General features: G+C 63.5%; 24 protein-coding genes. 15 read left to right on the top strand and 9 right to left on the bottom strand.

The window, feature by feature from the left end:
* Window positions 1-167 precede the first annotated feature (167 nt).
* The 5 genes from JVX91_RS14530 to JVX91_RS14510 all read left to right on the top strand — a co-directional run bounded on the left by JVX91_RS14530 (window position 168) and on the right by JVX91_RS14510 (window position 4,331).
* On the top strand, window positions 168-1,415 hold the full coding sequence (locus JVX91_RS14530) for a ribonucleotide-diphosphate reductase subunit beta (protein WP_045217833.1): 1,248 nt from the start codon (window positions 168-170) through the stop codon (window positions 1,413-1,415).
* Between the two features lie 54 nt (window positions 1,416-1,469).
* Complete coding sequence (locus JVX91_RS14525) at window positions 1,470-2,204, top strand: hypothetical protein (RefSeq protein WP_205339857.1); 735 nt, start codon at window positions 1,470-1,472, stop codon at window positions 2,202-2,204.
* A gap of 109 nt (window positions 2,205-2,313) precedes the next feature.
* Entirely contained in the window at window positions 2,314-2,847 is a 534-nt protein-coding gene (locus JVX91_RS14520) for a transposase (protein WP_205339856.1), read from the top strand.
* A gap of 335 nt (window positions 2,848-3,182) precedes the next feature.
* Window positions 3,183-3,563 (top strand): phage antirepressor, encoded by a 381-nt coding sequence (locus JVX91_RS14515; RefSeq protein ID WP_205339855.1) that lies wholly within the window; start codon window positions 3,183-3,185, stop codon window positions 3,561-3,563.
* Between the two features lie 573 nt (window positions 3,564-4,136).
* Entirely contained in the window at window positions 4,137-4,331 is a 195-nt protein-coding gene (locus JVX91_RS14510; protein WP_205339854.1) for a hypothetical protein, read from the top strand.
* A 95-nt stretch (window positions 4,332-4,426) separates the two neighbouring features.
* Here the strand turns inward: JVX91_RS14510 and ycaC are convergent, their stop codons facing one another.
* Window positions 4,427-5,056 (bottom strand): isochorismate family cysteine hydrolase YcaC, encoded by a 630-nt coding sequence (gene ycaC, locus JVX91_RS14505; protein ID WP_205339853.1) that lies wholly within the window; start codon window positions 5,054-5,056, stop codon window positions 4,427-4,429.
* Between the two features lie 357 nt (window positions 5,057-5,413).
* On the opposite strand from ycaC, the gene JVX91_RS14500 reads away from it, so the two are divergent.
* Window positions 5,414-5,635 (top strand): DUF1654 domain-containing protein, encoded by a 222-nt coding sequence (locus tag JVX91_RS14500; protein WP_024763117.1) that lies wholly within the window; start codon window positions 5,414-5,416, stop codon window positions 5,633-5,635.
* 52 nt (window positions 5,636-5,687) lie between these two features.
* On the top strand, window positions 5,688-6,401 hold the full coding sequence (locus tag JVX91_RS14495) for a hypothetical protein (RefSeq protein ID WP_205339852.1): 714 nt from the start codon (window positions 5,688-5,690) through the stop codon (window positions 6,399-6,401).
* A gap of 85 nt (window positions 6,402-6,486) precedes the next feature.
* On the opposite strand, the gene JVX91_RS14490 is transcribed toward JVX91_RS14495, so the two are convergent.
* A complete protein-coding gene (locus JVX91_RS14490; protein WP_037014990.1) occupies window positions 6,487-6,810 on the bottom strand; it encodes a hypothetical protein in 324 nt (107 codons plus the stop codon).
* Between the two features lie 462 nt (window positions 6,811-7,272).
* On the opposite strand from JVX91_RS14490, the gene JVX91_RS14485 reads away from it, so the two are divergent.
* The 3 genes from JVX91_RS14485 (at window position 7,273) to JVX91_RS14475 (ending at window position 9,874) form a co-directional block, all read left to right on the top strand.
* Window positions 7,273-8,157, top strand: a complete 885-nt coding sequence (locus JVX91_RS14485) for a LysR family transcriptional regulator (RefSeq protein WP_205339851.1) — start codon at window positions 7,273-7,275, stop codon at window positions 8,155-8,157.
* A 177-nt stretch (window positions 8,158-8,334) separates the two neighbouring features.
* The gene (locus JVX91_RS14480) at window positions 8,335-9,171 is read left to right on the top strand and encodes a bifunctional allantoicase/(S)-ureidoglycine aminohydrolase (RefSeq protein WP_205340015.1); all 837 of its coding nucleotides are present in this window, start codon (window positions 8,335-8,337) and stop codon (window positions 9,169-9,171) included.
* Window positions 9,172-9,358: 187 nt separating this feature from the next.
* Window positions 9,359-9,874: a hypothetical protein gene (locus tag JVX91_RS14475; protein WP_205339850.1), complete on the top strand. Its 516-nt coding sequence runs from the start codon at window positions 9,359-9,361 to the stop codon at window positions 9,872-9,874.
* 4 nt (window positions 9,875-9,878) lie between these two features.
* Here the strand turns inward: JVX91_RS14475 and JVX91_RS14470 are convergent, their stop codons facing one another.
* The gene (locus tag JVX91_RS14470; RefSeq protein ID WP_205339849.1) at window positions 9,879-10,727 is read right to left on the bottom strand and encodes a CAP domain-containing protein; all 849 of its coding nucleotides are present in this window, start codon (window positions 10,725-10,727) and stop codon (window positions 9,879-9,881) included.
* A gap of 365 nt (window positions 10,728-11,092) precedes the next feature.
* Window positions 11,093-11,386, bottom strand: coding sequence for a putative quinol monooxygenase (locus JVX91_RS14465; protein WP_205339848.1), 294 nt, complete (start codon window positions 11,384-11,386; stop codon window positions 11,093-11,095).
* A gap of 185 nt (window positions 11,387-11,571) precedes the next feature.
* Between JVX91_RS14465 and JVX91_RS14460 the strand changes: the two genes are divergently transcribed.
* Both JVX91_RS14460 and JVX91_RS14455 read left to right on the top strand, forming a co-directional pair.
* Complete coding sequence (locus tag JVX91_RS14460) at window positions 11,572-12,156, top strand: NAD(P)H-dependent oxidoreductase (protein WP_205339847.1); 585 nt, start codon at window positions 11,572-11,574, stop codon at window positions 12,154-12,156.
* Window positions 12,157-12,346: 190 nt separating this feature from the next.
* Entirely contained in the window at window positions 12,347-12,628 is a 282-nt protein-coding gene (locus JVX91_RS14455) for a peptidylprolyl isomerase (RefSeq protein WP_205339846.1), read from the top strand.
* Window positions 12,629-12,686: 58 nt separating this feature from the next.
* Here JVX91_RS14455 and JVX91_RS14450 read toward each other — a convergent pair whose 3' ends face one another.
* Window positions 12,687-13,313 carry a LysE family translocator gene (locus JVX91_RS14450; RefSeq protein WP_205339845.1) on the bottom strand — a complete coding sequence of 209 codons (627 nt, stop codon included), beginning with the start codon at window positions 13,311-13,313 and terminating at the stop codon, window positions 12,687-12,689.
* A gap of 204 nt (window positions 13,314-13,517) precedes the next feature.
* Window positions 13,518-14,177 carry a response regulator transcription factor gene (locus JVX91_RS14445; protein WP_205339844.1) on the bottom strand — a complete coding sequence of 220 codons (660 nt, stop codon included), beginning with the start codon at window positions 14,175-14,177 and terminating at the stop codon, window positions 13,518-13,520.
* Window positions 14,178-14,204: 27 nt separating this feature from the next.
* On the opposite strand from JVX91_RS14445, the gene JVX91_RS14440 reads away from it, so the two are divergent.
* Both JVX91_RS14440 and JVX91_RS14435 read left to right on the top strand, forming a co-directional pair.
* Window positions 14,205-15,962: a hybrid sensor histidine kinase/response regulator gene (locus JVX91_RS14440; RefSeq protein ID WP_205339843.1), complete on the top strand. Its 1,758-nt coding sequence runs from the start codon at window positions 14,205-14,207 to the stop codon at window positions 15,960-15,962.
* A 135-nt stretch (window positions 15,963-16,097) separates the two neighbouring features.
* Window positions 16,098-17,414 carry a methyl-accepting chemotaxis protein gene (locus JVX91_RS14435; protein WP_205339842.1) on the top strand — a complete coding sequence of 439 codons (1,317 nt, stop codon included), beginning with the start codon at window positions 16,098-16,100 and terminating at the stop codon, window positions 17,412-17,414.
* Between the two features lie 35 nt (window positions 17,415-17,449).
* Here JVX91_RS14435 and JVX91_RS14430 read toward each other — a convergent pair whose 3' ends face one another.
* The 3 genes from JVX91_RS14430 to JVX91_RS14420 are packed head-to-tail and all read right to left on the bottom strand — an operon-like array spanning window position 17,450 to window position 21,323.
* Window positions 17,450-18,568 carry a mandelate racemase/muconate lactonizing enzyme family protein gene (locus tag JVX91_RS14430; RefSeq protein ID WP_205339841.1) on the bottom strand — a complete coding sequence of 373 codons (1,119 nt, stop codon included), beginning with the start codon at window positions 18,566-18,568 and terminating at the stop codon, window positions 17,450-17,452.
* 11 nt (window positions 18,569-18,579) lie between these two features.
* Window positions 18,580-19,698 (bottom strand): mandelate racemase/muconate lactonizing enzyme family protein, encoded by a 1,119-nt coding sequence (locus JVX91_RS14425; protein WP_205339840.1) that lies wholly within the window; start codon window positions 19,696-19,698, stop codon window positions 18,580-18,582.
* On the bottom strand, window positions 19,695-21,323 hold the full coding sequence (locus tag JVX91_RS14420) for a BCCT family transporter (RefSeq protein WP_205339839.1): 1,629 nt from the start codon (window positions 21,321-21,323) through the stop codon (window positions 19,695-19,697). The genes JVX91_RS14425 and JVX91_RS14420 overlap by 4 nt, the downstream gene beginning before the upstream one ends.
* Window positions 21,324-21,500: 177 nt before the next feature.
* On the opposite strand from JVX91_RS14420, the gene JVX91_RS14415 reads away from it, so the two are divergent.
* Window positions 21,501-22,412, top strand: coding sequence for a LysR substrate-binding domain-containing protein (locus JVX91_RS14415; RefSeq protein WP_205339838.1), 912 nt, complete (start codon window positions 21,501-21,503; stop codon window positions 22,410-22,412).
* Window positions 22,413-22,429: the final 17 nt, after the last annotated feature.

Here is a 22,429-nt window from a genome sequence, read left to right as displayed (position 1 = left end):
CAGAACTCTGCAGCTTCAAAGTCCCCTCTCCCTTCGGAGCGGGGCGCGCAGTCAGGGTTAGGGAGAGGGGCTCTTGACCCCTCCCCGCAAATTCAAGCTTTAGCGTGCACCCATCACGCAACCAGACACCAGGCCGCCACAGAGCGGCCCACCAGGAGAGGACCCCCATGCTGAGCTGGGACGAATTCGACAAAGAAGACGCCACCGAAGCCAAGGCCGCCCCGGCAGTCGCCCAGGCCGCCGCGCAGAACGCTGACAAACTCGACGCCGACGCCGCTGGCTCCGTCGAAGAGGCGCGCGCCGTATCCGCCAACGACTCCGACGCCGTCGCCCGCGCCAAGCAGGCCCTCGACGCCCTGGACATCCAGGAAGGCCTGGACGATCTCGAAGGCTCCGCCGCCCGCGTACAAGTCGGCGACAAGCAGATGATCAACGCCCGCGCCGACCTCAACCAGCTCGTACCCTTCAAGTACGACTGGGCCTGGCAGAAGTATCTGGATGGTTGTGCCAACCACTGGATGCCCCAGGAAGTGAACATGAACGCCGACATTGCCCTGTGGAAGAGCAAGGACGGCCTCAGCGAAGACGAACGCCGCATCGTCATGCGCAACCTAGGCTTCTTCTCCACTGCCGACTCCCTGGTTGCCAACAACCTGGTGCTGGCCGTGTACCGCCTGATCACCAACCCCGAGTGCCGCCAGTACATCCTGCGCCAGGCCTTCGAGGAAGCGATCCACACCCACGCCTACCAGTACTGCATCGAATCCCTCGGCATGGATGAAGGCGAAATCTTCAACATGTACCACGAGATTCCTTCGGTCGCGAAGAAAGCCTCCTGGGGCCTGAAGTACACCCGCTCGATCTCCGATCCGAAGTTCGAAACCGGCACCCCGGAGACCGACCGCCAGTTCCTGCGCAACCTGATCGCCTACTACTGCGTCCTGGAAGGCATCTTCTTCTACTGCGGCTTCACCCAGATCCTCTCCATGGGCCGCCGCAACAAGATGACCGGCACCGCCGAGCAGTTCCAGTACATCCTGCGCGACGAATCCATGCACCTGAACTTCGGCATCGACGTGATCAACCAGATCAAGATCGAAAACCCGCACCTGTGGGATGCCCAGATGAAGGACGAGGCCACCCAGATGATCCTCCAGGGCACCCAGCTGGAGATCGAATACGCTCGCGACACCATGCCGCGCGGCGTACTGGGCATGAACGCGGCGATGATGGAGGACTACCTCAAGTTCATCGCCAACCGCCGCCTGACCCAGATCGGCCTCAAAGAGGAATACCCGGGCACCAGCAACCCGTTCCCGTGGATGAGCGAAATCATGGACCTGAAGAAGGAAAAGAACTTCTTCGAGACCCGCGTGATCGAGTACCAGACCGGCGGCGCGCTGAGCTGGGACTGACGGAAGTAGTAGCACCACCGCAAGTCAAGACCATTAGAAACGCTGTAGACCGAAATGGATTTTTGGGGCAGTGATGAGAAAGACGAAAAGCCCCGCCTAGTGCGGGGCTTTTTATTTTCAACCAAAAAGGAAAACAAGTTGGATAGAATCCTCGAAGAATTTATAAAAACCTTAAACGCCGGAAACATATGGGCAGCCTTCATTTTTTTGGCCATTGTTTACCTCCTAAAAAAAGAGCCATTCAAAATATACACCCATATTTCCGAAAAAAAAGATAAAGACATCAGCCTAACAAAGGACCTACTAGCAAGCCCAGAAATCAGCAAGGAAACTAAAGAAGCATTGCGGGAGCTCATAGCCGAATATGCTTTCAAAAAAATTTATGGCATTACTGCAAACAAGGAAAGAAGAGAAAAACTACTATCCTTCTACAACAAACATCAAGAAAATATAGGCTGGCACGATCTGAGACGTGCAGCGCCGTACACAAAAATAGAAAATGGCGGATTAAAATTTAAGATATCCGCATGGGACATCATCGGCAGAATTATAATATCAACAATAAGCTTATTAATCGGAAGCTACGCTGCCATAGTCGCCGCAATAGCGTTCTACGCCTTTGCCTCTAAAGAGATGAACCCATTAACTTTTTTCGCCCTATCCACTCTTTCCGTTGTACTTCTCTTTGGTGCCTTAGCATTTTCTTCGATCAACTGGCCGTACCATAGTGCAAAAAAGCTAAAACATCTTTCCGAAGGAAAATCAGCCGTGAACTGCCGCTCGCGATGATCTTGAACACTAAGTAACGGCTGAAATTTCTGTAGGGCGAATAACGCCCCGCGTTATCCGCCGATTCCCCAAGCTACCCTCCAAACTCCAACCGAGCCCGGAGGTGCCAATGCCGAACTATCGACGCGCCTGGGTACGGGGCGGCACCTACTTCTTCACGGTCACGTTACGTGACCGGCGCTCCAGCCTCCTCACCCATGAAATCAATCTGCTGCGCCGCGTCATCGCCCAGACCAAACGCAACCACCCTTTCCAGATTGATGCCTGGGTCGTGCTCCCCGAGCACATGCATTGCCTGTGGACGCTGCCACCGGGTGACGCGGATTTCGCCACACGCTGGAAGGTCATCAAATCCGGTTTCGCTCGGCGCATTCCTCATGGCGAACCACGGAGCATTGAGCAACAAACGCGCGGCGAGCGCGGCATTTGGCAGCCACGCTACTGGGAACATCTGATCCGTGATGAAACGGACTACCAGCGGCACTTCGATTACATCCACATCAACCCGGTTAAACACGGTTGGGTGACGGCGGTGAAGGATTGGCCGTACTCCACATTCCACCGTGCGGTGGCCGAAGGCATTTACACCGACGACTGGGCGGGCGACTTGTCGTTGGATGTGCGGGCGGCAGAGCGGAGGTAAATCCGCCGAAACCAACGCACTTGTAGGGCGAATAACGCGAAGCGTTATCCGCCGGATGCGGGCTCATAACTCGTCACATATCTCATGCTTCGGCACGGCAGTGAGAAAATCGGCGGATAACTGCTTCGCAGTTATGCGCCCTACGATTGGCCGCGCGCCATGCCATCAATAGCGTTGCGGCAAGCGCCTAGGAAACGCTTCACGTAGCGGCAATACTGCTCCCGAAAGCACCGGTGTACCCATTGAGGTAATGGATATGCCTTTCTCCCCCAGTCTTCGCCCCGAAGGCGCTTCGCTGTACCCGCCCTCTTCCTCCTCCATCCCGGAGGTGCGCCATGTCTGAAGAGGTCCTGATCCCCACCGAATTCATCCGCCACAAGCGCCTGCTACGCGCCGCGCTGCTGGAAGACCAGTGCTGGTTCTGCGGCCACGACCTGGGCTGGCTGATCGGCTCGCCCCATCTGGCCGAGCGCGTGGAGCGCAATCTGGACGACGACCAGTTCCGCCGCGCCTGGCTGCGCGACGGCAGCGGCGATTACGTCGATGAGCTGCTGATCAGCGAGTCGGCGGTGTATGCGGCGTTGATTCACTTCTTTCATCCGGAGAATCGCAGCGTGCGGCAGTGGTTGTCGCAGCAGGTGATTCCGACGTTGCGCGACCTGCATCGCAGCGATCTTGGCGACCCCCGCCGGCGAATCCTACGCGGCCCGACGTAATCGCTGTCCGTGCTGCAGTGGCAGGGCGTGACCTGGGTGCCTTACCAGCACTGAGTGTCGAGGCGACGGACCGACTGGTAGGAGCGAGCTTGCTCGCGAACAGGACTTTCCAGCAGCGCCCCTACTGGACAGTTCGCGTGCAAGCCCGCACCGGTTGTAGCCATCCCGCGCAATGGAGGCCAGGAGCCGCCGTCCGAACGCCATCGATTGCGGACACCAGATGCAGGATTCCACGGCACGCGATTCATCCTGTCCACGCCGTACCCTATCGAGCGCGGCATGTTGGTGGCGCACGTTTGCTGCAGATGGATTCCGAGAAGCTGATTCAGATAGAAAAACGTCTAGCCGAAGTACGGCAAGAATGGCGTAGGACGAGCAAAGCGCGACATCGCGCACAACGCCGCCGATCGATGGATTCTTATTGTTAAATCAGAAAGATCCGCCATGATTATAAGAACTAAAGTGAACCCGCAGCGGCAATGGATGGTCAATCCTCCAGGCGCCGAGCTCCAGCTTGCCCCCTCCCACCGCCCCCATGTTTAACCGAGGGCATAGCCCCACAGGCAGGACACGATGAATCTGCGAAAAGAAATCGACAGAACTATCCGCGAAGCCAATGAAGATGGCGTCAATGCAGCACTGGCCGTGTGCGTGCTGCTCGAGTCCACACTGGGCCTTTCCGTGGAAGGCTGGTTCGCCAATGACCCAGTGATGCAGGAGGCGCTCAAGACGATGGACGCGCCTGAGCCCATCAAGGCCGCAAGCTGATCCCGGCGGGCCGACCCGCTCCCGGGAACCGACCCGCTCAAGCAAAAAACCGGAGCCTCTCACGAGGCTCCGGTTTTTTTATGTCCGGGGGACGCTTATTTCCCCGCGGTCAGCGCGCTGTAGCTGGTCATCAGGTTGCGGTAGTCCGGGATATGGTTCGACAACAGCGCCGCCAGCCCTTCGATATCGTTGCGCCAGTCGCGATGCAGCTCACAGGCCACACCGAACCAGGTCATCAGTTGCGCACCGGCGGCTTCCATCCGGCGCCAGGCAGCGTCGCGGGTCATCTCGTTGAAGGTGCCGGACGCATCCGCCACTACGAACACGTCGAAACCTTCGGCCAGGGCCGACAGCGCCGGGAACGCCACGCAGACTTCGGTCACCACGCCGGCAATGATCAGTTGTTTCTTGCCGGTGGCCTTCACCGCCTTGACGAAGTCCTCGTTGTCCCAGGCGTTGATCTGGCCGGGACGGGCAATGTACGGCGCGTCCGGGAACTGCGCTTTCAGCTCGGGCACCAGCGGGCCGTTGGGGCCGGTTTCAAAGCTGGTGGTGAGGATGGTCGGCAGGTTGAAGAACTTCGCCAGGTCGCCCAGGGCGAGCACGTTGTTCTTGAACTTGTCCGGATCGATATCGCGGACCAGGGAAAGCAGGCCGGCCTGGTGGTCGACCAGCAGTACGGCTGCGTTGTCTTTGTCCAGGCGGTTGTAGGTGAAGTTGGTCATGGTGAAATCCTCGATTTGCTTTCAGTGGGACCGGCGTTGCCGGGAGGTTTTGGACTCGTTCTGCAGTGCGTCACTGCATGGAGCAAAGATTAATTTCGACACCCTTGATCCACCAGACGGCAAAAATTACTTCTAGCGTTCCATTTTCAGAACGATAGAGACGCACAAAACCTAAATCCCACGGCTCCCAAGGGCTGCGCCTCCACAGCGAGCCCCACCAATTCCCGAAGCACCGCGCCAGAGCCTCCCCCTTTCACAACTGCCAGAGAGCCAACTACCGATGGTCACGCAGGCCTTTACAAGAAATACTGTATTTACATACAGTACTTTTCATCCACCCCGACCTGGAGGCCTCCCATGCACGCCGCAACCTACAATCAGCTGTCCGCCCGCGTGAACGCCCTGCTGGCAGACCCAACCACCCTGAAGAACCTCGGCATCACCCTACGCCGCGAACCCAGCGACGACTCCGCCGCCTGGAGCCAACTGGTCACCGACCTGCGCCAGGCACCGAACCTCACTCTGCTGCCCCTGCAGGACGGTGCGATTCGCCTGGCATGGCATAGCTGGCTGGATTGAGGCGAGAGCTGGCAAGCTAGCGCCGGAAAACTCCGCCCATGACAAGGACAGCATGCGTACCCTTAACGTCTCTTCTTTCATCTTCGGCTTGGCAATCCACTGTGCTCCGGTGTTCGCCAGTACTCTTTCTCCTGCTGCAGAGCAGCACTATGAACAGGCTCGTTCAAACCTGGAGCAAGCCCAGCAGATACTCTCCGATAGCAAAGGCTTCTCTGCGGGAAAGCTGGAGGTGGTGATAGACAGCGCCAATGCCGAACTGCAGAAAGCTACCGAACTCGGGCACCCGGCCGCCGCGTTCTACCAGGCGCAGCTCATACTGAATGTGCCAGGCAGTGACACCGGGAAACGAAGCCAGGCGTGCACGCTGCTGGAGTCCTGGGCAGAGAAAGGTTTTGTGGCTGCCGCGGTCATGAACTTCAGAAAATGCGACCGCTCCTATCTTCGGTTTGACGATGCCAGTCCCGAACATCAGGCGGCATTGAGGGCGCTGTCATCATCCCTCGCCGGAAGCGATCCTGCGCAGGCTTACTACCCCTTTCCGCAAGACGCCAGCCAGTGCTTCGGGGCAGGCTCTACCGAGATCGTTGCGCTATCTCAGGCGCAATTCAGAGCCGAGGCCGAATACATCCTCGGTAGCACCCAGCAACCCGAAGACGCCGAAACAGCAAAGCGGCTGGTGGCCTGGCTGGACGCCTCGGCAGACCATGGTTGCCAAATGGCCATGGACCCTCGCCCCTTCCTGCGGAAATTGTCGGGAAATCAATAAGGCTGCCGTACGCAGATCCGCAAGCGCCTAAGTCGCGCAAGGAAGAACTCCAGGATGGACCACGAACTCCCCACCCCGGCGAACCTTACGGCGCCCCCATCCGCGCCGTATCGGCGATGGCGTTGCAGGTTTCCGGATTCAGGCAGTAGGTGATGTAGGTCACCTGCTTGTTACAGCCACGCACGCCGATGGTGTACTCGGTACGCTCCATGGCGCGGCGCACGCTGGTGACCTTGCTCGACAGCACGCTGCTGGTCACCGCCTCGCAGTTCATTTCGAACTTCGCCCGCGACTCGGTGGCCTTGATCGCGGCCTGCTGGTTGGAGGCGAGGAACTCTTCATTGCTCATGCAACCGGATAACGCGGCGACTGCGGCCAGCACCGGCAGGGATATCGGTAGACGGTTCATGGTGACGCTCTCCGTGTGGATCCCCCGGATATGGTCAGCCTCTGGAGTCTAGATCGCGGTAGGAAAATTGGCGGTGTGTCGGAATGAACCCGCGCCAGGTTTCGGCCGTATGTGTAGGAGCGAGCTTGCTCGCGAGTCGCCGAACGCCGGCACCGCCGGAAACCTCGTTCGCGAGCAAGCTCGCTGCTACGAGATGCCACTGCGCTTGGGTCGGCCCTCACCCTAACCCTCTCCCAGGGGGAGAGGGGACCGTTCGGTGCAGGATGAAACTTCGGCGCCAGCGGGCACGGACGGCTCCCTCTCCCTCAGGAGCGGGGCGCGTAGCCAGGGCTGGGGTGAGGGAAAAGCATCGGCACGGGCTTCCCCGAGAAAGACAATTGCTCCTTCAGGTGATGGATACATTGCCCGTCCGGCGCCCGGACGGTTAAATGCACCATCAGCATTCAAAAAACCAATACCGCCATGAGCGACAGTGACAAACCCAATACCCGCCTCTTCGACCTCGACCTGCTCCGTGCCATCGTCACGGTGGCCGATTGCGGCAGCTTCACCACGGCGGCGACGCGGTTGCACTCCACCCAATCCACCGTCAGCCAGAAGATCCGCCGACTGGAGGAAATGGCTGGGCACCGGCTGCTGGAGCGCGGCAATCGCGATGTGCTGCCCACCGATGCCGGGGGCACGCTGCTGGGCTATGCGCGGCGGCTGCTGGCCTTGAATGATGAAATGGTCGAGGCGCTGTCCGGCGCCACCGTGGCGCTGACAGTGCGCATCGGCGTGCCGGACGACTTCGCCACCGGGCGTACCACCGAGCAGTTGGCGGCGTTCAACCGGGCGTATCCGCAGGTGAAGCTGGAGGTCACCAGCGGGCTGAGCCGCGACCTTTCCGCCAGCTACGACCGCGGCGAGCTGGACCTGGTGCTGCTCAAGCAGCGGCAGAACGCCCGCGAGGCGGTGGCCTGCTGGCCGGAGAAAACGCGCTGGGTGGACAGCGCGAAGAACGCCTGCATCGAACTGGACCCGCTGCCCATCGTCACCTTCCCGCCGCGCGGGGTGTACCGCGACGAGATGATCGCCGCGCTGGAATCCATCGGCCGGCGCTGGCACATCAGCTTCACCAGCTCCAGTCTCTCCGGCATCCAGTCGGCCATCGCCGACGGCATGGGCATCGGCCTGCTGCCGCAGCGCGCGGTGACGGCGGGGCACGCCGTGCTGCCGAAGAATATCGGGCTACCCTCGGTGGACGTGTTCGAAGTGGCGATGCTGCACCGGCCGGCGGTCGATCCCATGGTGAAGGAGCTGGCGCGGGTACTGTCGCGGGTTCTGGCGCAGGATACGAAAGGCTGACAAGCATTTGAAAATCGAATACAGCGGATTCCAACATTTAATTTGTGCATGAACACTCCGCTGGATATCGTGGCTTCCAGCGACGGCCAGCGCACCGACAAGCGCGCCGCTCTGCACCAATTGCTCACCACGGCGCCAGACGCGCCGGGCAGCAAGACAACAATGAGGAACTACCCCATGGCCAAATCCACCTATTACGCGCCGCACGGCGGGCACCCGGCACAGACCGAGCTGCTCACCGACCGCGCCATGTTCACCGAAGCCTATGCCGTGATCCCCAAGGGCGTGATGCGTGACATCGTCACCAGCCACCTGCCCTTCTGGGACAACATGCGCATGTGGGTCATCGCCCGCCCGCTGTCGGGCTTCGCCGAGACCTTCTCGCAGTACATCGTCGAGCTGGCGCCCCAGGGCGGCAGCGACAAGCCCGAGCAGGACGTCAACGCCGAGGCGGTGCTGTTCATCGTCGAAGGCGAGCTGAGCCTGACCCTGCAGGGCGAAGTGCACACCATGAAGCCGGGCGGCTACGCGTTCATTCCGCCGGGCGCCGACTACAAGGTGCGCAACACCAGCAGCCAGCACACCCGCTTCCACTGGATCCGCAAGCACTACCAGAAAGTCGACGGCGTTCCGCTGCCCGAAGCCTTCGTCACCAACGAGCAGGACATCGAGCCGAAGGTGATGCCGGATACCGAAGGCCGCTGGAGCACCACCCGCTTCGTCGACATGGCCGACATGCGCCATGACATGCACGTGAACATCGTGAACTTCGAGCCGGGCGGCGTGATTCCGTTCGCCGAGACCCACGTGATGGAGCACGGCCTGTACGTGCTGGAAGGCAAGGCGGTCTACCGCCTGAACCAGGACTGGGTCGAGGTGGAAGCCGGCGACTTCATGTGGCTGCGCGCCTTCTGCCCGCAGGCCTGCTACTCCGGTGGCCCCGGCCGCTTCCGCTACCTGCTGTACAAGGATGTGAACCGCCAGATGCGCCTGACCCTGAACCAGGCCCACTGAGTGGCAGGTTCGGGCGGGAAGTCTTTGCGACTCCCGCGCGGCACATGAGAAACCGGCGCCCAGGCGCCGGTTTTTCTTTTTCCGGCTGGTACGGCCCTGTGACCTGCCTCGCACAGCATCCGGCTCGTACTCTGCTAAAAGCTCTGCCTGATGAAACGTCGCCGCAGTAGCCGCAGGAGAATGCAGCATGGATGTCCGTTTATTGCCCCAGACAGAGTTCGACAACGTTCACTTCTACCGGGCCATGACCCTGCTGATTCTCCTCGCACTCGGCGTCTTCTGCGTGATCAAGCTGGCCAGCGGTGCGATTACGCTGTTCTCGGCGGTCCCCGTCGTCCTGCTTCTGCTGGGCTGCCGCTTCGCCGTGGAGTGGGGCCGGATCGCGCGGAGCCAGCCGGCGTTCATCCACGACGATGAACTGGTGCTGTGCGGCAGCGACAGCCATCGTCGGATCGCGCTGGCGAATATCCAGTCGGTCCGCTCCCGCCACAGCCTGTTCATGGTGCGGCGCTACCGTTCCTGGTCGGAGCACCTGGCCTTCGTCGAATTCACCCTGAACGATGGCGAGCGCGTCGGCACCCTCGCCGAGAGCGGCGTGTTCGAGTTTCCCGCCGGTGGCGCCACACTCAAGGCCATCGAGGCGCAGGTGCTGGCGGCCAAGGTGAAACGCGGCGCCAGCGGCCTCGCTGCCGGCAGCCGCTGATGGCTCAGGGCGAGCCGAACATGGCCGTCCAGTAGATGCCCGCGTCGCTCTTCGGGTCCGCCGCGTAGGCCGCGCCCAGTTCGCTGTACTGCGGGTTCATCAGGTTGGCGCAATGGCCGGGGCTGGCCAGCCAACTGTCCACCACCTTCTGTGCGTTGCCTTGCCCCGCAGCGATGTTCTCGCCGATGCGCTGGCCGGCGTAGCCGTCCAGTTCCGCGCGATCCCCCGGCGTGCTGCCGTCGCGCCCCTTGTGGTCGAAGTAGTTGTTGTTGGCCATGTCACGGCTGTGGGTTTCGGCGGTACCGCCCAGGGTGGCGTTCCAGCTCAGCGCCGGAGCCGGGCCGAAGGCCTGCCCGCCACACTGGTGGCCCTTGCCGCGCGCGGCGTTGATCGCCTGCAACAACTGCTGCCCCTCGGCCTGCCAGGTGCCCAGCTTGCTTTGCAGCAATGGGCGGCCGAGCAGTACGCGCCAGTCATCGCCTTCGCGGACGATCCCCACATCGACGAACTGCGGATCGAGCAGGACCTGGCAGAAGCTTTCCTGCAGGGCCTTCATGGCCGCGGTCACATCGCGCGGGCCGGTCAGGCTGAGCATGCGCACGCTGCTCATGGGGTAGCTGGCCTGGTTCAGCGCGGCCTTCCATTCCCCCGCCGAGACCGGCAGCGCCAGGCGCGCATCCGGCGACAGCGGCGGCAGTACCTGGGACGCCTCTCCGCCGCAGGACTGCACATCGCCACGGTAGGCGTTGATGGCTTCGAGCAGTTGATCCTGATCGCTCGCACTGGCGGAAGCGGCGGCACACAGGCCGAGCGACAACAGCAGGCTGCGCAGGAGGAACGACTGGCTGGGCATGGACGGCTCCGGAGGTGGAAAGGGCTCAATGATGCGTGATTTCTCGGCATTTGGCTGCGGGCAGCGCGCACAGGTTCCGTTGACGCATGCCGGCGGAAATCTCCGGAAAAAGTTGCCCGCTGCCGGGCCGGAAAATTTCCCCGGAGCCTGGCGCAAGGCAAGGGCGCTCCCGACTGCAATTGTATGCCGCCCGACCTATCGGACACCTCAGGCACCTGAACAATGTCCGAGCCACGGCGGGAGGTCGCAGTGCTCAAACCCATTCCCGCGTTCTGCTTTACCTTCCTGCTGGCGGTACGCGCCTCGCTGCTCGCCGGCTGGCATCTGCTGCCGATGAAGCAACAAGGCGGTGGCCTGGGCCCCGGTCAGCGCGGGTCCATCACCTCGACTTCCTGGATGGCGAAATCGCGGCGCAGGTATTCCATGCGTCGCTCGTGGAACTCACGCATGTGCGGCAGCGCGCTGTGCACGGCCAGGTGCTCACGGCTCTGCCAGACCTCGAAGAAGGTGAACAGGGTCGGATCATTCACGTCGCGCAGCATGTGGTACTGGATGCAACCGTCTTCGGCGCGGCTGGGGGTCAGGTAGGTGCGGAACAGGTCTTCGAAGGCCTGGGATTTTTCCGGAAGGGTGTGGGCCTGGAGGATGAAGGCGTGCATCGGATGGCGTCCTTGTGGGTGGAAAGATTGCGTCATCCTGACGCAAATCAAACCTTTACATTCTTGATTCTCACGCACGGATCAATTGTCCGGGAGCGGGTTTTTCCGCCGTGCCGCGCTCGATATTCTGCCGTCATCGAATTTCTCATCCTTCACAGATTCCCACTCTTTTGCGGAGCCCTCTCATGAAAAAGATTCTGCTGATCAATGGCGGCAAACAATTCGCCCACTCCGACGGCCGCTACAACGCCACCCTGCATGAGGCGGCCATCGCCCACCTCGACCGTGCCGGTTTCGACGTGAAGGAAACCTTCATCGACGGCGGCTACGACATCCAGGAAGAAGTGCAGAAAATGCTCTGGGCCGACATCATCGTCTACCAGATGCCCGGCTGGTGGATGGGCGCGCCCTGGACCGTCAAGCAGTACATCGACGAAGTGTTCACCGCCGGCCACGGCAGCCTCTACGCCAACGACGGCCGTACCCGTTCCGACGCCTCGCAGAAGTACGGCAGCGGCGGCCTGCTGCAGGGCAAGCAGTACATGATCTCGGCCACCTGGAACGCGCCGCAGCAGGCGTTCGACGACCCGACCGATTTCTTCGAGGGCAAGGGTGTGGACGCGGTGTACTTCCCCTTCCACAAGGCCAACCAGTTCCTGGGCATGAGCCCGCTGCCGACCTTCCTCAGCGTGGACGTGATGAAGCGCCCGAACATCGAGGGCGACGTGCAGCGCTACCAGCAGCATCTGAGCGACGTGTTCGGCGTCTGAGGGCGGGGTTTGCGTGGGAGCGGACTCTGTCCGCGATGTGCCGCCAGCCAGCTCGGAGCGGCCGGGAAGACAATCGCGGACAGAGTCCGCTCCTACAAAGGTCGGAGAACCGCCGGGCAACCGGCATTGGGTTCGCGCCCGGAATCGGCTAGGCTTCGCCCTTTCCTACTGCCTGTTCAGGAGTTATCCCATGGCCCGTGCATCCGCCCGTCACATCCTGGTTTCCAGCGAAGCCAAGTGCAATGAACTCAAATCTGCCATCGAAGGCGGCGCTGATTTCGCCCAGGTGGCTCGCGACAACTCCACCTGCCCGTCCGGCCGCAGCGGCGGCGACCTGGGTACTTTCCGTCCGGGCCAGATGGTCCGTGAGTTCGACCAGGTCGTGTTCAGCGCGCCGCTGAACGTCGTCCAGGGTCCGGTTAAGACCCAGTTCGGCTACCACCTGGTGGAAGTGACCAGCCGCGAAGACTGATCCGCTTCGCCCGCGCCGCGCCCTGCTCCGGGTGCGGCGCCCCGTTCCCCCTCCCGCGTCACACCGGCCCGCCCCGCGCCACCAGCATCACGCCCAGCCCCACCAGAATCGAACCGCACACTCGCGGCATCACCCGCTGCCCACGGCCTTGTCCCAGCGCGCCCAGCAACAGCGAGGCGAACAGCACGGCGAGCACGTCCGCCGTGGAAAACACCAGGTTGACGATCATCCCGAGGATGAAGAACTGCAGCCCTATCGGCAGGCTGGCGGCCGGGTCGACGAACTGCGGCAAGAAGGTGAGGAAGAACAGCGCGGTCTTGGGATTGAGTATCTCCACCACCATGCTGTCGCGCAGCACCTTCGGGCGGGTTTCCACGCCCTCGCCGTGGTCGGACCGGCGGCCGCCGAAAATCATCGAGCCGCCGAGCCAGATCAGATACGCAGCACCCGCCAACTTCAGCGCGAGATAGAGATTCGGTGCATGGTGCAGCAGCGCGGCGAGCCCGGCGCTGGCGGCAAAGATGTGTACGTAGCAACCCAGGTGGATGCCCAGGGCGGCGTGCAGGCCGGCGCGGCGACCATGGGCCAGGGTCTGCGAGGTCATGTAGAGGATGGCCGGGCCGGGCATGCAGGCGAAGGCCAGCGTCGCCACGGCGAACGAGGCCCAGTAGGCAGGCAGTGTCATGGTGTGATCCTTCCCTTGATCGGGTATCGGCCGGCGCGCATCGAGGCGGCGCCTGGTCCATGTCGGGAAGGTTAGGGAGCGCGGCAGGTCAGGCACATACGGCAGTTGCCGTATTTTTTCCCTGCGTGCGGGACGCTAGTCTCTGTCGAACGGCTCACCTACAGGACGCGCAGCATGCGCACGCAGGCAAGGCACAGGCTCGATTCAGGCGCTGGGGACGCCCAGGCGCACGGCGTAGGCCGCCAGCTCGGCGGTACTGTGCAGGTCGAGTTTGCGCATCAGGTTCTCGCGGTGCTTGCGCACGGTCAGCGGGCTGATGCTGAAGTGTTCGGCGATTTCCCGTGCGCTGCGGCCCTGGGCGGCCAGGGTGAGGATCTGCCGCTCGCGCCGGGTCAGTTCCACGGCGCAGAGCAGGTCGGCATCGCCCTGCGGACGTGCGGTCGGGGTTTCCAGCAGGAAGCGCAGGCTGCGCGCCAGGTAATGCTGGCCGCTGCGCAGGGCCTGGATGGCCTCGAGCAGCTCCGCCGTGTCCTCCCCCTTGCTCAGGTAACCGTGCACCCCGGCGTCGAGTACCGAGCGTACGGTGGCCAGTTCAGTGTTGGCCGTGAGCACCAGGATCTTCAGGCGCGGGTGGCGCAAGCGCAATCCGTGGATGAACTGCAGGCGATTGAGGCCAGGCATGTTCAGGTCGAGCAGGAGCAGGTCCGCGCGCTGCTCCTCCAACACAGCCTGCAGGCGCCGGCCATCCGCCGCCTCACCGATCACCTCGACGCCTTCCAGGGTCGACAGCAGCAGGCGCAGGCCATCGCGTACGATGCCGTGGTCATCGGCGATGAACACCCTCAGTTCGCGCATCCCTTCCATCACTCGTCTCCCTGAGGCATTTCGACCATGCACAACAGCCTGCAGCAGCGCGACCTGGTCGATCTCTTGTTCCGCCAGTCGTACGCCGTGCTCTTCGCCAACCTGGTGATTCCCCTGCCGGTGCTGTTCATCTTCCGCAACGCCCTGTCGCCGACAGCGATGATCTACTGGCTGGCCGCGCTCTACGCGCTCACGCTGGGGCGGATTGTCCTGGCACGCGCGTACTTCCGGCAAGCCCCGGCGCGCACGCGGGAAAAAAACTGGTTGTGGACCAACACACTGTTGTCCTGGGCCAGCAGCCTGCTGTGGGGCTGGCTGGGCTGGGCCGGCTTCGTCCACGGCGACCCGCAGCTGTTCGCCTTCACCTGCATCGTGCTCACCGGCCTGGTGTGCGGTGCGGTGCCCTCGCTATCGGCTTATCCGCCGGCCTACATCGGCTCGCTGATGGCGATGCTGCTGCCCGTGCTGGTTCTGTGCCTGAGCGTCGCCGACGAGCAGCACGCCACCTACAGCTTCTTCATCGCCTGCCTGGCCGGGGTCAACCTGTACTACAGCCGGGTGACCTACCGCAGCCTGTGCGAGACCATCCGCCTGCGCCAGGAGAACTCCGAGCTGGTCCAGGACCTGCGTGCGCAGCGCGATCGCGCCCGCGCCGCCGACCAGGCGAAGTCGCGCTTCCTCGCCGCCGCCAGCCACGACCTGCGCCAGCCGATCCACGCCCTCGGGCTGTTCGTCGGCGCCCTCTCCGCCCTCGCCGAACGCGGGCCGGTGGACGCCCGCCAGGCACGGGACATCGCCACGCGCCTGCGCGCCATGCTCGGCAACCTGGGCGACCTGCTCAACGGCCTGCTGGATATCTCGCGCCTGGACGCCGGCGTGGTACCGGTCGCGCGCGAGCCGATTCCGCTGCAAACGCTGTTCGCCGACCTGCAGGATGAGTTCGCCGGCACCGCCAGCGAACGCAACCTGGGTTGGCGCGTGCGCGGCAGCCGACTGTGGGTGGACAGCGATCCACTGCTGCTCAGGCGCGTGCTCGAAAACCTGCTGAGCAACGCCTTCCGCTACACCCGCGACGGCGGCGTGCTGCTGGGCTGCCGGCGGCGCGGCCGCGAGCTGGAGATACAGGTGATCGATAGCGGTATGGGCATCCACCCGAGCCAGCGGGAGGTGATCTTCGACGAATTCGTCCAGCTGCATAACGCCGAGCGCGACCGCAAGCAGGGGCTCGGCCTGGGCCTGGCCATCGTGCGCCACACCGCGCGCCTGCTCGGCCATCGCCTGGCGCTGGATTCGTTGCCCGGCCGTGGCAGCTGCTTCAGCCTGCGTGTACCGCTGGCCCAGCAGCCGCTGCCGAGCGCACCGGTCCCGGTTCCGGCAAGCGAGCGCGGGCCAGGCCTGGGCATCGTGGTGGTGGAAGACGAACTCGATGTACTGCACGCACTGTGCAGCCTGTTGGAGATCTGGGGCCATCGGGTCTACCCCGGTACCAGCGCGCTGCTCGCCTGCCAACGCCACATCGAAGCCAGCCATGGCGGCCGCGCGCCGGTGGACCTGATCCTCACCGACTATCGCTTGGGTGAAGGCCAGAACGGTGTCGATGCCATCCGCCGCATCCGCAACTACCTGTCGCGCAAGGTGCCGGCGCTGATCATCACCGGCGACACCTCCCCCGAGCACCTGCGCGAAGCCGCCGCCAGCGGTAGCCAACTGCTGCACAAGCCGTTGGACACCGAACAGTTGCGCGCCGCCATCGCCATCAGCCAGGAGTTCTCGACGACTGCCTGAAAACTGGCGTCAGGCCTTGCGGCACGCGGCCTGCGCCAACTCATCCGGGGCTAAAGTCATGGCCGTGTCGGCCGATGCAATGGTGAAACGAATCGGCAGCAGCCTTCGTGCCTCACCATTAGAGAATGCCCCCGAATGTTCAACTCGCGTTTGAAGCAGGAACTGGCCGCCCTGCGTGAAGAGCTCGCCTCCGTCGAGGAGATCCGCGCCAGCCTCGATGAGGAAATGCTCGTGCTGTTCCTCGATCCCCGAGGACGCATCGAATCCGTGAATGCCAACTTCGAGAAGGAAATGCTCCACCGCGCCGATCAGTTGAAGGGCCGTCCGCTGCTGGACCTGATTCCCGACCACGTGCGCGGCCTCGACTTCCACCTGCGGGTGAAGCACGCCATCGAACGCGGCGAGCACCTGGCCGGGGTGATTCGGCTGCTGCGTGGCGATGGCGAAGAGGCCTGGTTGCGCTCGATCCTGCAGCCGGTGCACGACAGCGCCGGAGTGGTCCAGCGCTTCTCCATCCATGCCAGCGACCTGACCCGCACCATCGAGAATTCCCGCGAGCACGAGAACCTGATCGAGGCGCTGCAGCGCTCCACCGCGGTGATCGAATTCAATCTGCAGGGCGAAGTGCTCACCGCCAACGAGCGATTCCTCAATGCCATGGGCTACAGCCTCGCGCAGATCCAGGGCAAGCATCACCGCATGTTCTGCGAGCCGGCGGAATACAACTCGGCGCAATACCAGGCGTTCTGGGAAAAGCTGCGGCGCGGAGAGTTCGTCGCCGACCGCTTCAAGCGCGTCGACAGCCGTGGCCACGAGGTATGGCTGGAGGCGTCGTACAACCCGATCATCGATGCCCACGACCGGCTCTACAAAGTGGTCAAGTTCGCCACCGTCATCACCGAGCAGGTGCACCGCGAGAACGCCGTCGCCCAGGCCGCGACCATCGCCTTCGATACCTCGCGCAGCACCGATGACAGCGCACAGAAAGGCGCCGCCGTGGTGCAGCAGACGGTCAACGTGATGAACGAACTGGCCGCACGCATGCAGGAGGCCGCCCAGGGCATCGAGGCGCTGGACCGCCAGTCCCAGGCCATTGGCGCCTTGGTGCAGAGCATCCGCAGCATCGCCGACCAGACCAACCTGCTGGCCCTCAATGCGGCCATCGAAGCGGCGCGCGCGGGCGACCAGGGACGCGGCTTCGCCGTGGTCGCCGACGAGGTGCGCCAGCTCGCCTCGCGCACCAGCGCGGCGACCGAGGAAATCACCAGGGTCGTGGAACAGAACCAGCACCTCGCCGGCGAGGCCGTGGCGATGATCGACCGCGGCAAGCAGCAGGCCGAACTGGGCCTCGAACTGTCCGGCCAGGCCGGCACGGTGATCATCGAGATCCAGGACAGCGCCCAGCGCGTGGTCGATGCGGTCGGCCAGTTCGCCAACCAGCTGTCGACCTGAAAACTGGCTGCGCGTGGGCTTCCACGCGCAGCGGCTCACACGCTCAGGCGCTGCAAGGCGTGGCGCTCGATCTCCGGCCAATCGATTTCGAGCCCCAATCCAGGCCGCTGTGGTGCCTGCACATGCCCCGTCGCGTCGGCACGCAGGGGATTCAAGGTGGCAAACTCGAAGGCTTCGTACTCGCAGGCCTGCTCGAAGTAGGTGCAGTTCGCCTGCCCCAGCATCAGGTGCAGGTTGGCCGCCTGCGCCAGGGAATGCCCCCAGCTCTGCAGTTCCGCCAACACACCGTGGGCGGCGGCATTGCGCATGATCGCCAGGGCGGGAGTGATCCCGCCGCAAGTCATGGCATCGACCCGGACGCGGCTCCAGCATTGGCGCTGTAGCGCGTAGTCCACCAACAGCGGATCGGTGATCGCATTGCCAGCAGCCAGCACCGGCACCTGGAGGCGATGGCTCAGCTCGCGGTAGCCAGCCAGGTCATAGTCATCCAGCGGCGCCTCGAACCAGGCATAGCCGAACGTTTCGAGCACCTGCCCGATCTCCAGGGCCTGCTCCAGGTCGTAGCGCTGCTCGACATCCAGCATCAAAGCCAAGCCCTTGTCACCGTGGGCGCGCTGCACCTGTTCAAGCAGCAGGCGGTCACGGCGCGGGTCGCACCAGCAATGGAACTTGAGCGCGCGAAACCCCTGTTCCATCCACTGTTCGACGTAATCGACGTAGGCCTCCGGACTGGCCAGCACCGGCGTGCTGGCGTAGGCCTGGATGCTCGATCGATGCGCGCCGAGCAACTGGTAGAGCGGCTTGCCGGCCGCCTGCGCGGCGATGTCCCACAGTGCCACGTCGATCAGTGCCTGCGCCTGGGCCGAGCGGGCATAGGCTTTGGGCCGCAGCAGTTGCCACAGCGCCTGGCGCTGGTGGGCGGAGCGCCCCGGCAGTTCGGGCAACAGATCGCGCAGGGTTTCCGCCAGCACGGCGTCGGGGTAATGGCTGGTGTAGGAGTCGGTGGCCGCGCAGCCGACAAGGCCCTCCTGCGTCGTCAGACGCAGGAAGGTATGGGTGGTGCAGGGCTCGGGCTGCTCCGGCGTCCAGGTGGAGCCGGGGCGTTCAGGAGCGCAGACGAAGACTTCGGCGCGCTCGATCATCAGTTCACTCATGGCGACTCCCCTCACCGGACCCGATAGCGTTCAAGCATCGCTTCGTCGAGCACGATGCCCAGGCCCGGCTCGTCAGGCACAGGCACCTGCCCGTCCACCAACGGCAGCAGGTTCTTCACCAGGCCACGGAACAACGGACTGTCGCTCTGCGAGTACTCGATCAGGTCACCGAACTCGCAGACCGCGAGGAAATGCGTGGTCGCCGCCAGCAGGATGCCGGTACTGAAACCATGCGGCACCAGGCGCGCACCGTGCTGGCGGGCAAGTTCATGGATGTGGCGCATCTCACTGATGCCACCACAACGGGTGATGTCCGGCTGCACGATGGCGGGCCGCGTGCGTTCGAGAAAATCTCTGAACTCGTGACGGGTGGCCAGGCCCTCCCCGCCGGACACCGGTATCCCGGCATGCTCGGCGAGATAGGCCAGCCCCCGCGCATCGTCCGCGGGCAAGGGCTCCTCGATCCAGCCCAGGTTGAACTCGCGCAGTGCATCGCACTGCGCCAGGGCGTGGGCGGCATTGCCCCAGCGACCGACCAGATCGATCTGCAACTGCACCTCGGCGCCGATCGCCTCGCGCACCAGTCGGAGCAGGCGCTTGTCCCGCTCCGGGTTCTCGCCAAAGCCGCCACCGCCCAGCTTGATACTGCGCAGCCCCTGCGCCAGCAGGCTGCCCACGAGGTCTCGGTTGGCGGCGTCGGTGGCACGCGGAATGAACGTGCCATAGGCCGGAATGCGCTCGCGGTACTTGCCACCGAGCAGGGTGTGGACCGGCACGCCGTAGTGCTGCCCGGCGATGTCCCACAGTGCGATGTCCAGCGCACTGATGGCGTGGATACCGGCTCCGCGCCGGCCGACGTACTCCGTCTGCCGGTACATCTTCTTCCACAGACGGTCGATCTCCAGCGGGTTCTCGCCCAGCAGGACCTGGCGCAGGCCCTGGCAGGTTTCATGGGACGCCGGGGTTTCGATCAGCGCCTTGACCACCGCGGGTGAGCTGTCCGTTTCACCGATACCGACCAGGCCGGTATCGGTGTGGATGCGCACGATCAGCGCATCCTCTCCCCACTCGCACGGCTGGTCGAGGGCCGGCACGCGCAGCCAGATGGCTTCTACTTCGACGATCTTCATGCAGTGACTTCCACGGCAGCGGGCACGCCCGGCGCACTGGCCAGCGGCACCGGTTCGGCGGCGGCCAGGCGACGCGACTGCTCACTGATGGCCTGCGCGGACAGGCCGCTGTAATCCTCGCGCAGCCAACGCAGCAGGCCCCATATCTTCACCATGAGGATGAAGATGAACGGGATCGCAGTGAGGATCACGGCGGTCTTCAGGGTGTTCAGCGAGGCGTTGATGTAGAGCATCGCCAGCGGCAGAGCGGCGAGCATGAGGCACCAGAACAGGCGCAGGCTCGGTGAAGGATCTTCGCCTTCGCGCAGGTTGCGGGTGCTGGTGGCCGCCACGGTGTAGGCCACGGCGTCGAGGTGCGACGCCAGGAAAACCAGCATCAGCAGGAAGTACACCACCGAGAACAGTTTGCCCAGCGGCAGGCTGCTCAACAGCAACGAGACCGCCGCCTCACCGCCTGCGCCACTGAGCATCGCCGGCGCGTCGACGACTCCGGCGATGAACTGGTGGATGGCGAAGCTCTGCAGGCTGCCGAAGAAGAACCAGCAGCCGCCGCAACCGCCGAGGATCATCGCCAGCACCACTTCGCGGATGGTCCGGCCGCGGGAGACGCGGGTAACGAAAATGGCGACGCCGGGGGTGTAGGTGATCCAGTACAGCCAGTAGAACACCGTCCAGCCACGGGAGAATTCACCGCTGCCGGTGGGGTCGGTGGACAGGCTCATGTGGATGAAATTCTGCAGCGTCAGGCCGATGGCATTGGTGATGTTGCCGATGCTGAACAGCGTCGGCCCCACCAGCAGGACCACCAGCGCGAACGCCAGCGTCAGGCCGCAGGCGAGCTTGGCGAGGCGCTGCATGCCGGAGGCGATGCCGATGTAGGAGCTGAGCGAGAACACCACCGTCACCAGCAGTACCAGCAGGGCCTTGAGGGCAAATCCGTCGGCGATGCCGGTGAGGTCGGAGAGGCCCTTGGCTACCGTGGAGGTGGTCAGGGTGGTGGTCAGCACCAGTCCACCGAAGGTGGCGAACAGGAAGATCAGATCGATGACGCGACCAACCGGACCCTGGGCCTTGAAGCCGGTGATCGCCTCGATCACCGCCGCCAGGCTGAGACCTTTGTTGCGCCGTACATGGAAGTGATAGGCCATGGCCAGCGACGCGATGCCATAGATCGCCCAGGGCGTCACGCCCCAGTGGAAGAAGGAGTAGGCAATGCTGAATTCCAGCGCCTGCTTGCTGGACGCGGCGATGTCCAGGCCCGGCGTCAGGTAGTAGTAAGCCCACTCCATGAACGCCCAGTACATGGTGGCCGAGCCGAGGCCGGCGCAGATGAACATGAACACCCAACTGGTGTTGCTGTATTCCGGGCGGCCCTCGCCCAGGCGGATGTTGCCGTACTTGCTCAGGCCGAGCCAGACGATCAGCAGCACGCAGGCGAAGCCGAGCAGTTGTACCAGCGAGCCGAAGGTCTTGGTCGCGCCGTTGAACAGTTGATCCGCCAACACCTTCGCCTGGTCGGGGAAGGTCATCAAGCCGACCACCGTCAAGGCGATCACCAGGATGCTGGTGAAGATCAGGGTCAGGTCCTTGGTGGGCCTGGCAGTGACGAGCCTATCAGTCGACATGGCGATCTCCCGTTGGCGTGGCAGTGAATGGTGCGGTGAAGCAGGTTCGTTGCATGATGGGTCCCTTGTTATCGTTGTTGGGATGGCCCTGGCGCTGAGGCGGGCGGCACGGCAATCTATGCCGCGCTCCAGGGCGCAGTGAAACGCGATTTCCTAATGGATTGATCACGGTTGCTTATGAATGACGCCAGCGACTCGCTTGCCCTCACCCGCCTGCCGCACCTGAGCCTGCTGCTGGCATTCAGGACCGTGGCCGACCAGGGCAATTTCACCCGCGCGGCCGAGCTGCTGCATCTGTCGCAATCGGCGGTGAGCCAACAGGTGGTCAAGCTGGAAGAATCACTGGGCGTGCAGTTGTTCGCCCGTTCCACTCGCGCCGTCGAACTCACCCAGGCCGGCATCGAACTGCTCGCCGGTATCGACGCGCCCTTGTCGCAGTTGATGGCAGCACTCGACCGCAGCGCCCGGCGCGGCGAGCCCGCGGTCCTGCATATCGAAGCAGAGCCGGTGATGAGCGCCTTCTGGTTGACGCCGCGGCTGAAGCTGTTCACCCGTCACTTTCCGGAGCTGCGCATCCAGCAGCTCCTGACCACCCAGCGCGTGGAATTCCCCGAGCAGGTGGAACTGGCGATCAAGTGGGGCGGCCCCGATTGGCCGGGCTTCGACGCCGAATTTCTGATGGGGCTGAACTACGTGCCGGTCTGCGCCCCTGCCCTGCTCACAGCCCTGCCGCCGCTGCGCGAACCGGCGGACCTGGCCCGCCAGCCGCTGCTGCACGACCGCAACCAGGACGACTGGAAGAGCTGGCAGGCGCTGCACCCGGAAATCCCCTTGCGCCTGGACCGCGGCCATGTGGTCACCGACTCCAACGTGCTCGCGCAGATGGCCATCGAAGGCTACGGCATCGCCCTCTGCGCCGTGGAGCTGATCGAGCGGCCGTTGCGCAGCGGCGAACTGGTGATGCCCTTCCCCGACATGGTCATGCGCCATCCGCTTGCCTACTACCTGCTGACACGCCGGCAGAAGCCGCTGAGCGATACCGCTCGGCGCTTCAGCGACTGGCTCAAGGGCGAAGCCGCCAGCGCCTGAGCGAAGACGGACGACGC

It is taken from the genome of Pseudomonas sp. PDNC002, assembly GCF_016919445.1.
Taxonomy (GTDB): domain Bacteria; phylum Pseudomonadota; class Gammaproteobacteria; order Pseudomonadales; family Pseudomonadaceae; genus Pseudomonas.
Note: the sequence above shows the minus strand (reverse complement) of the source record. Positions and strands in the feature narration are given on the sequence as shown.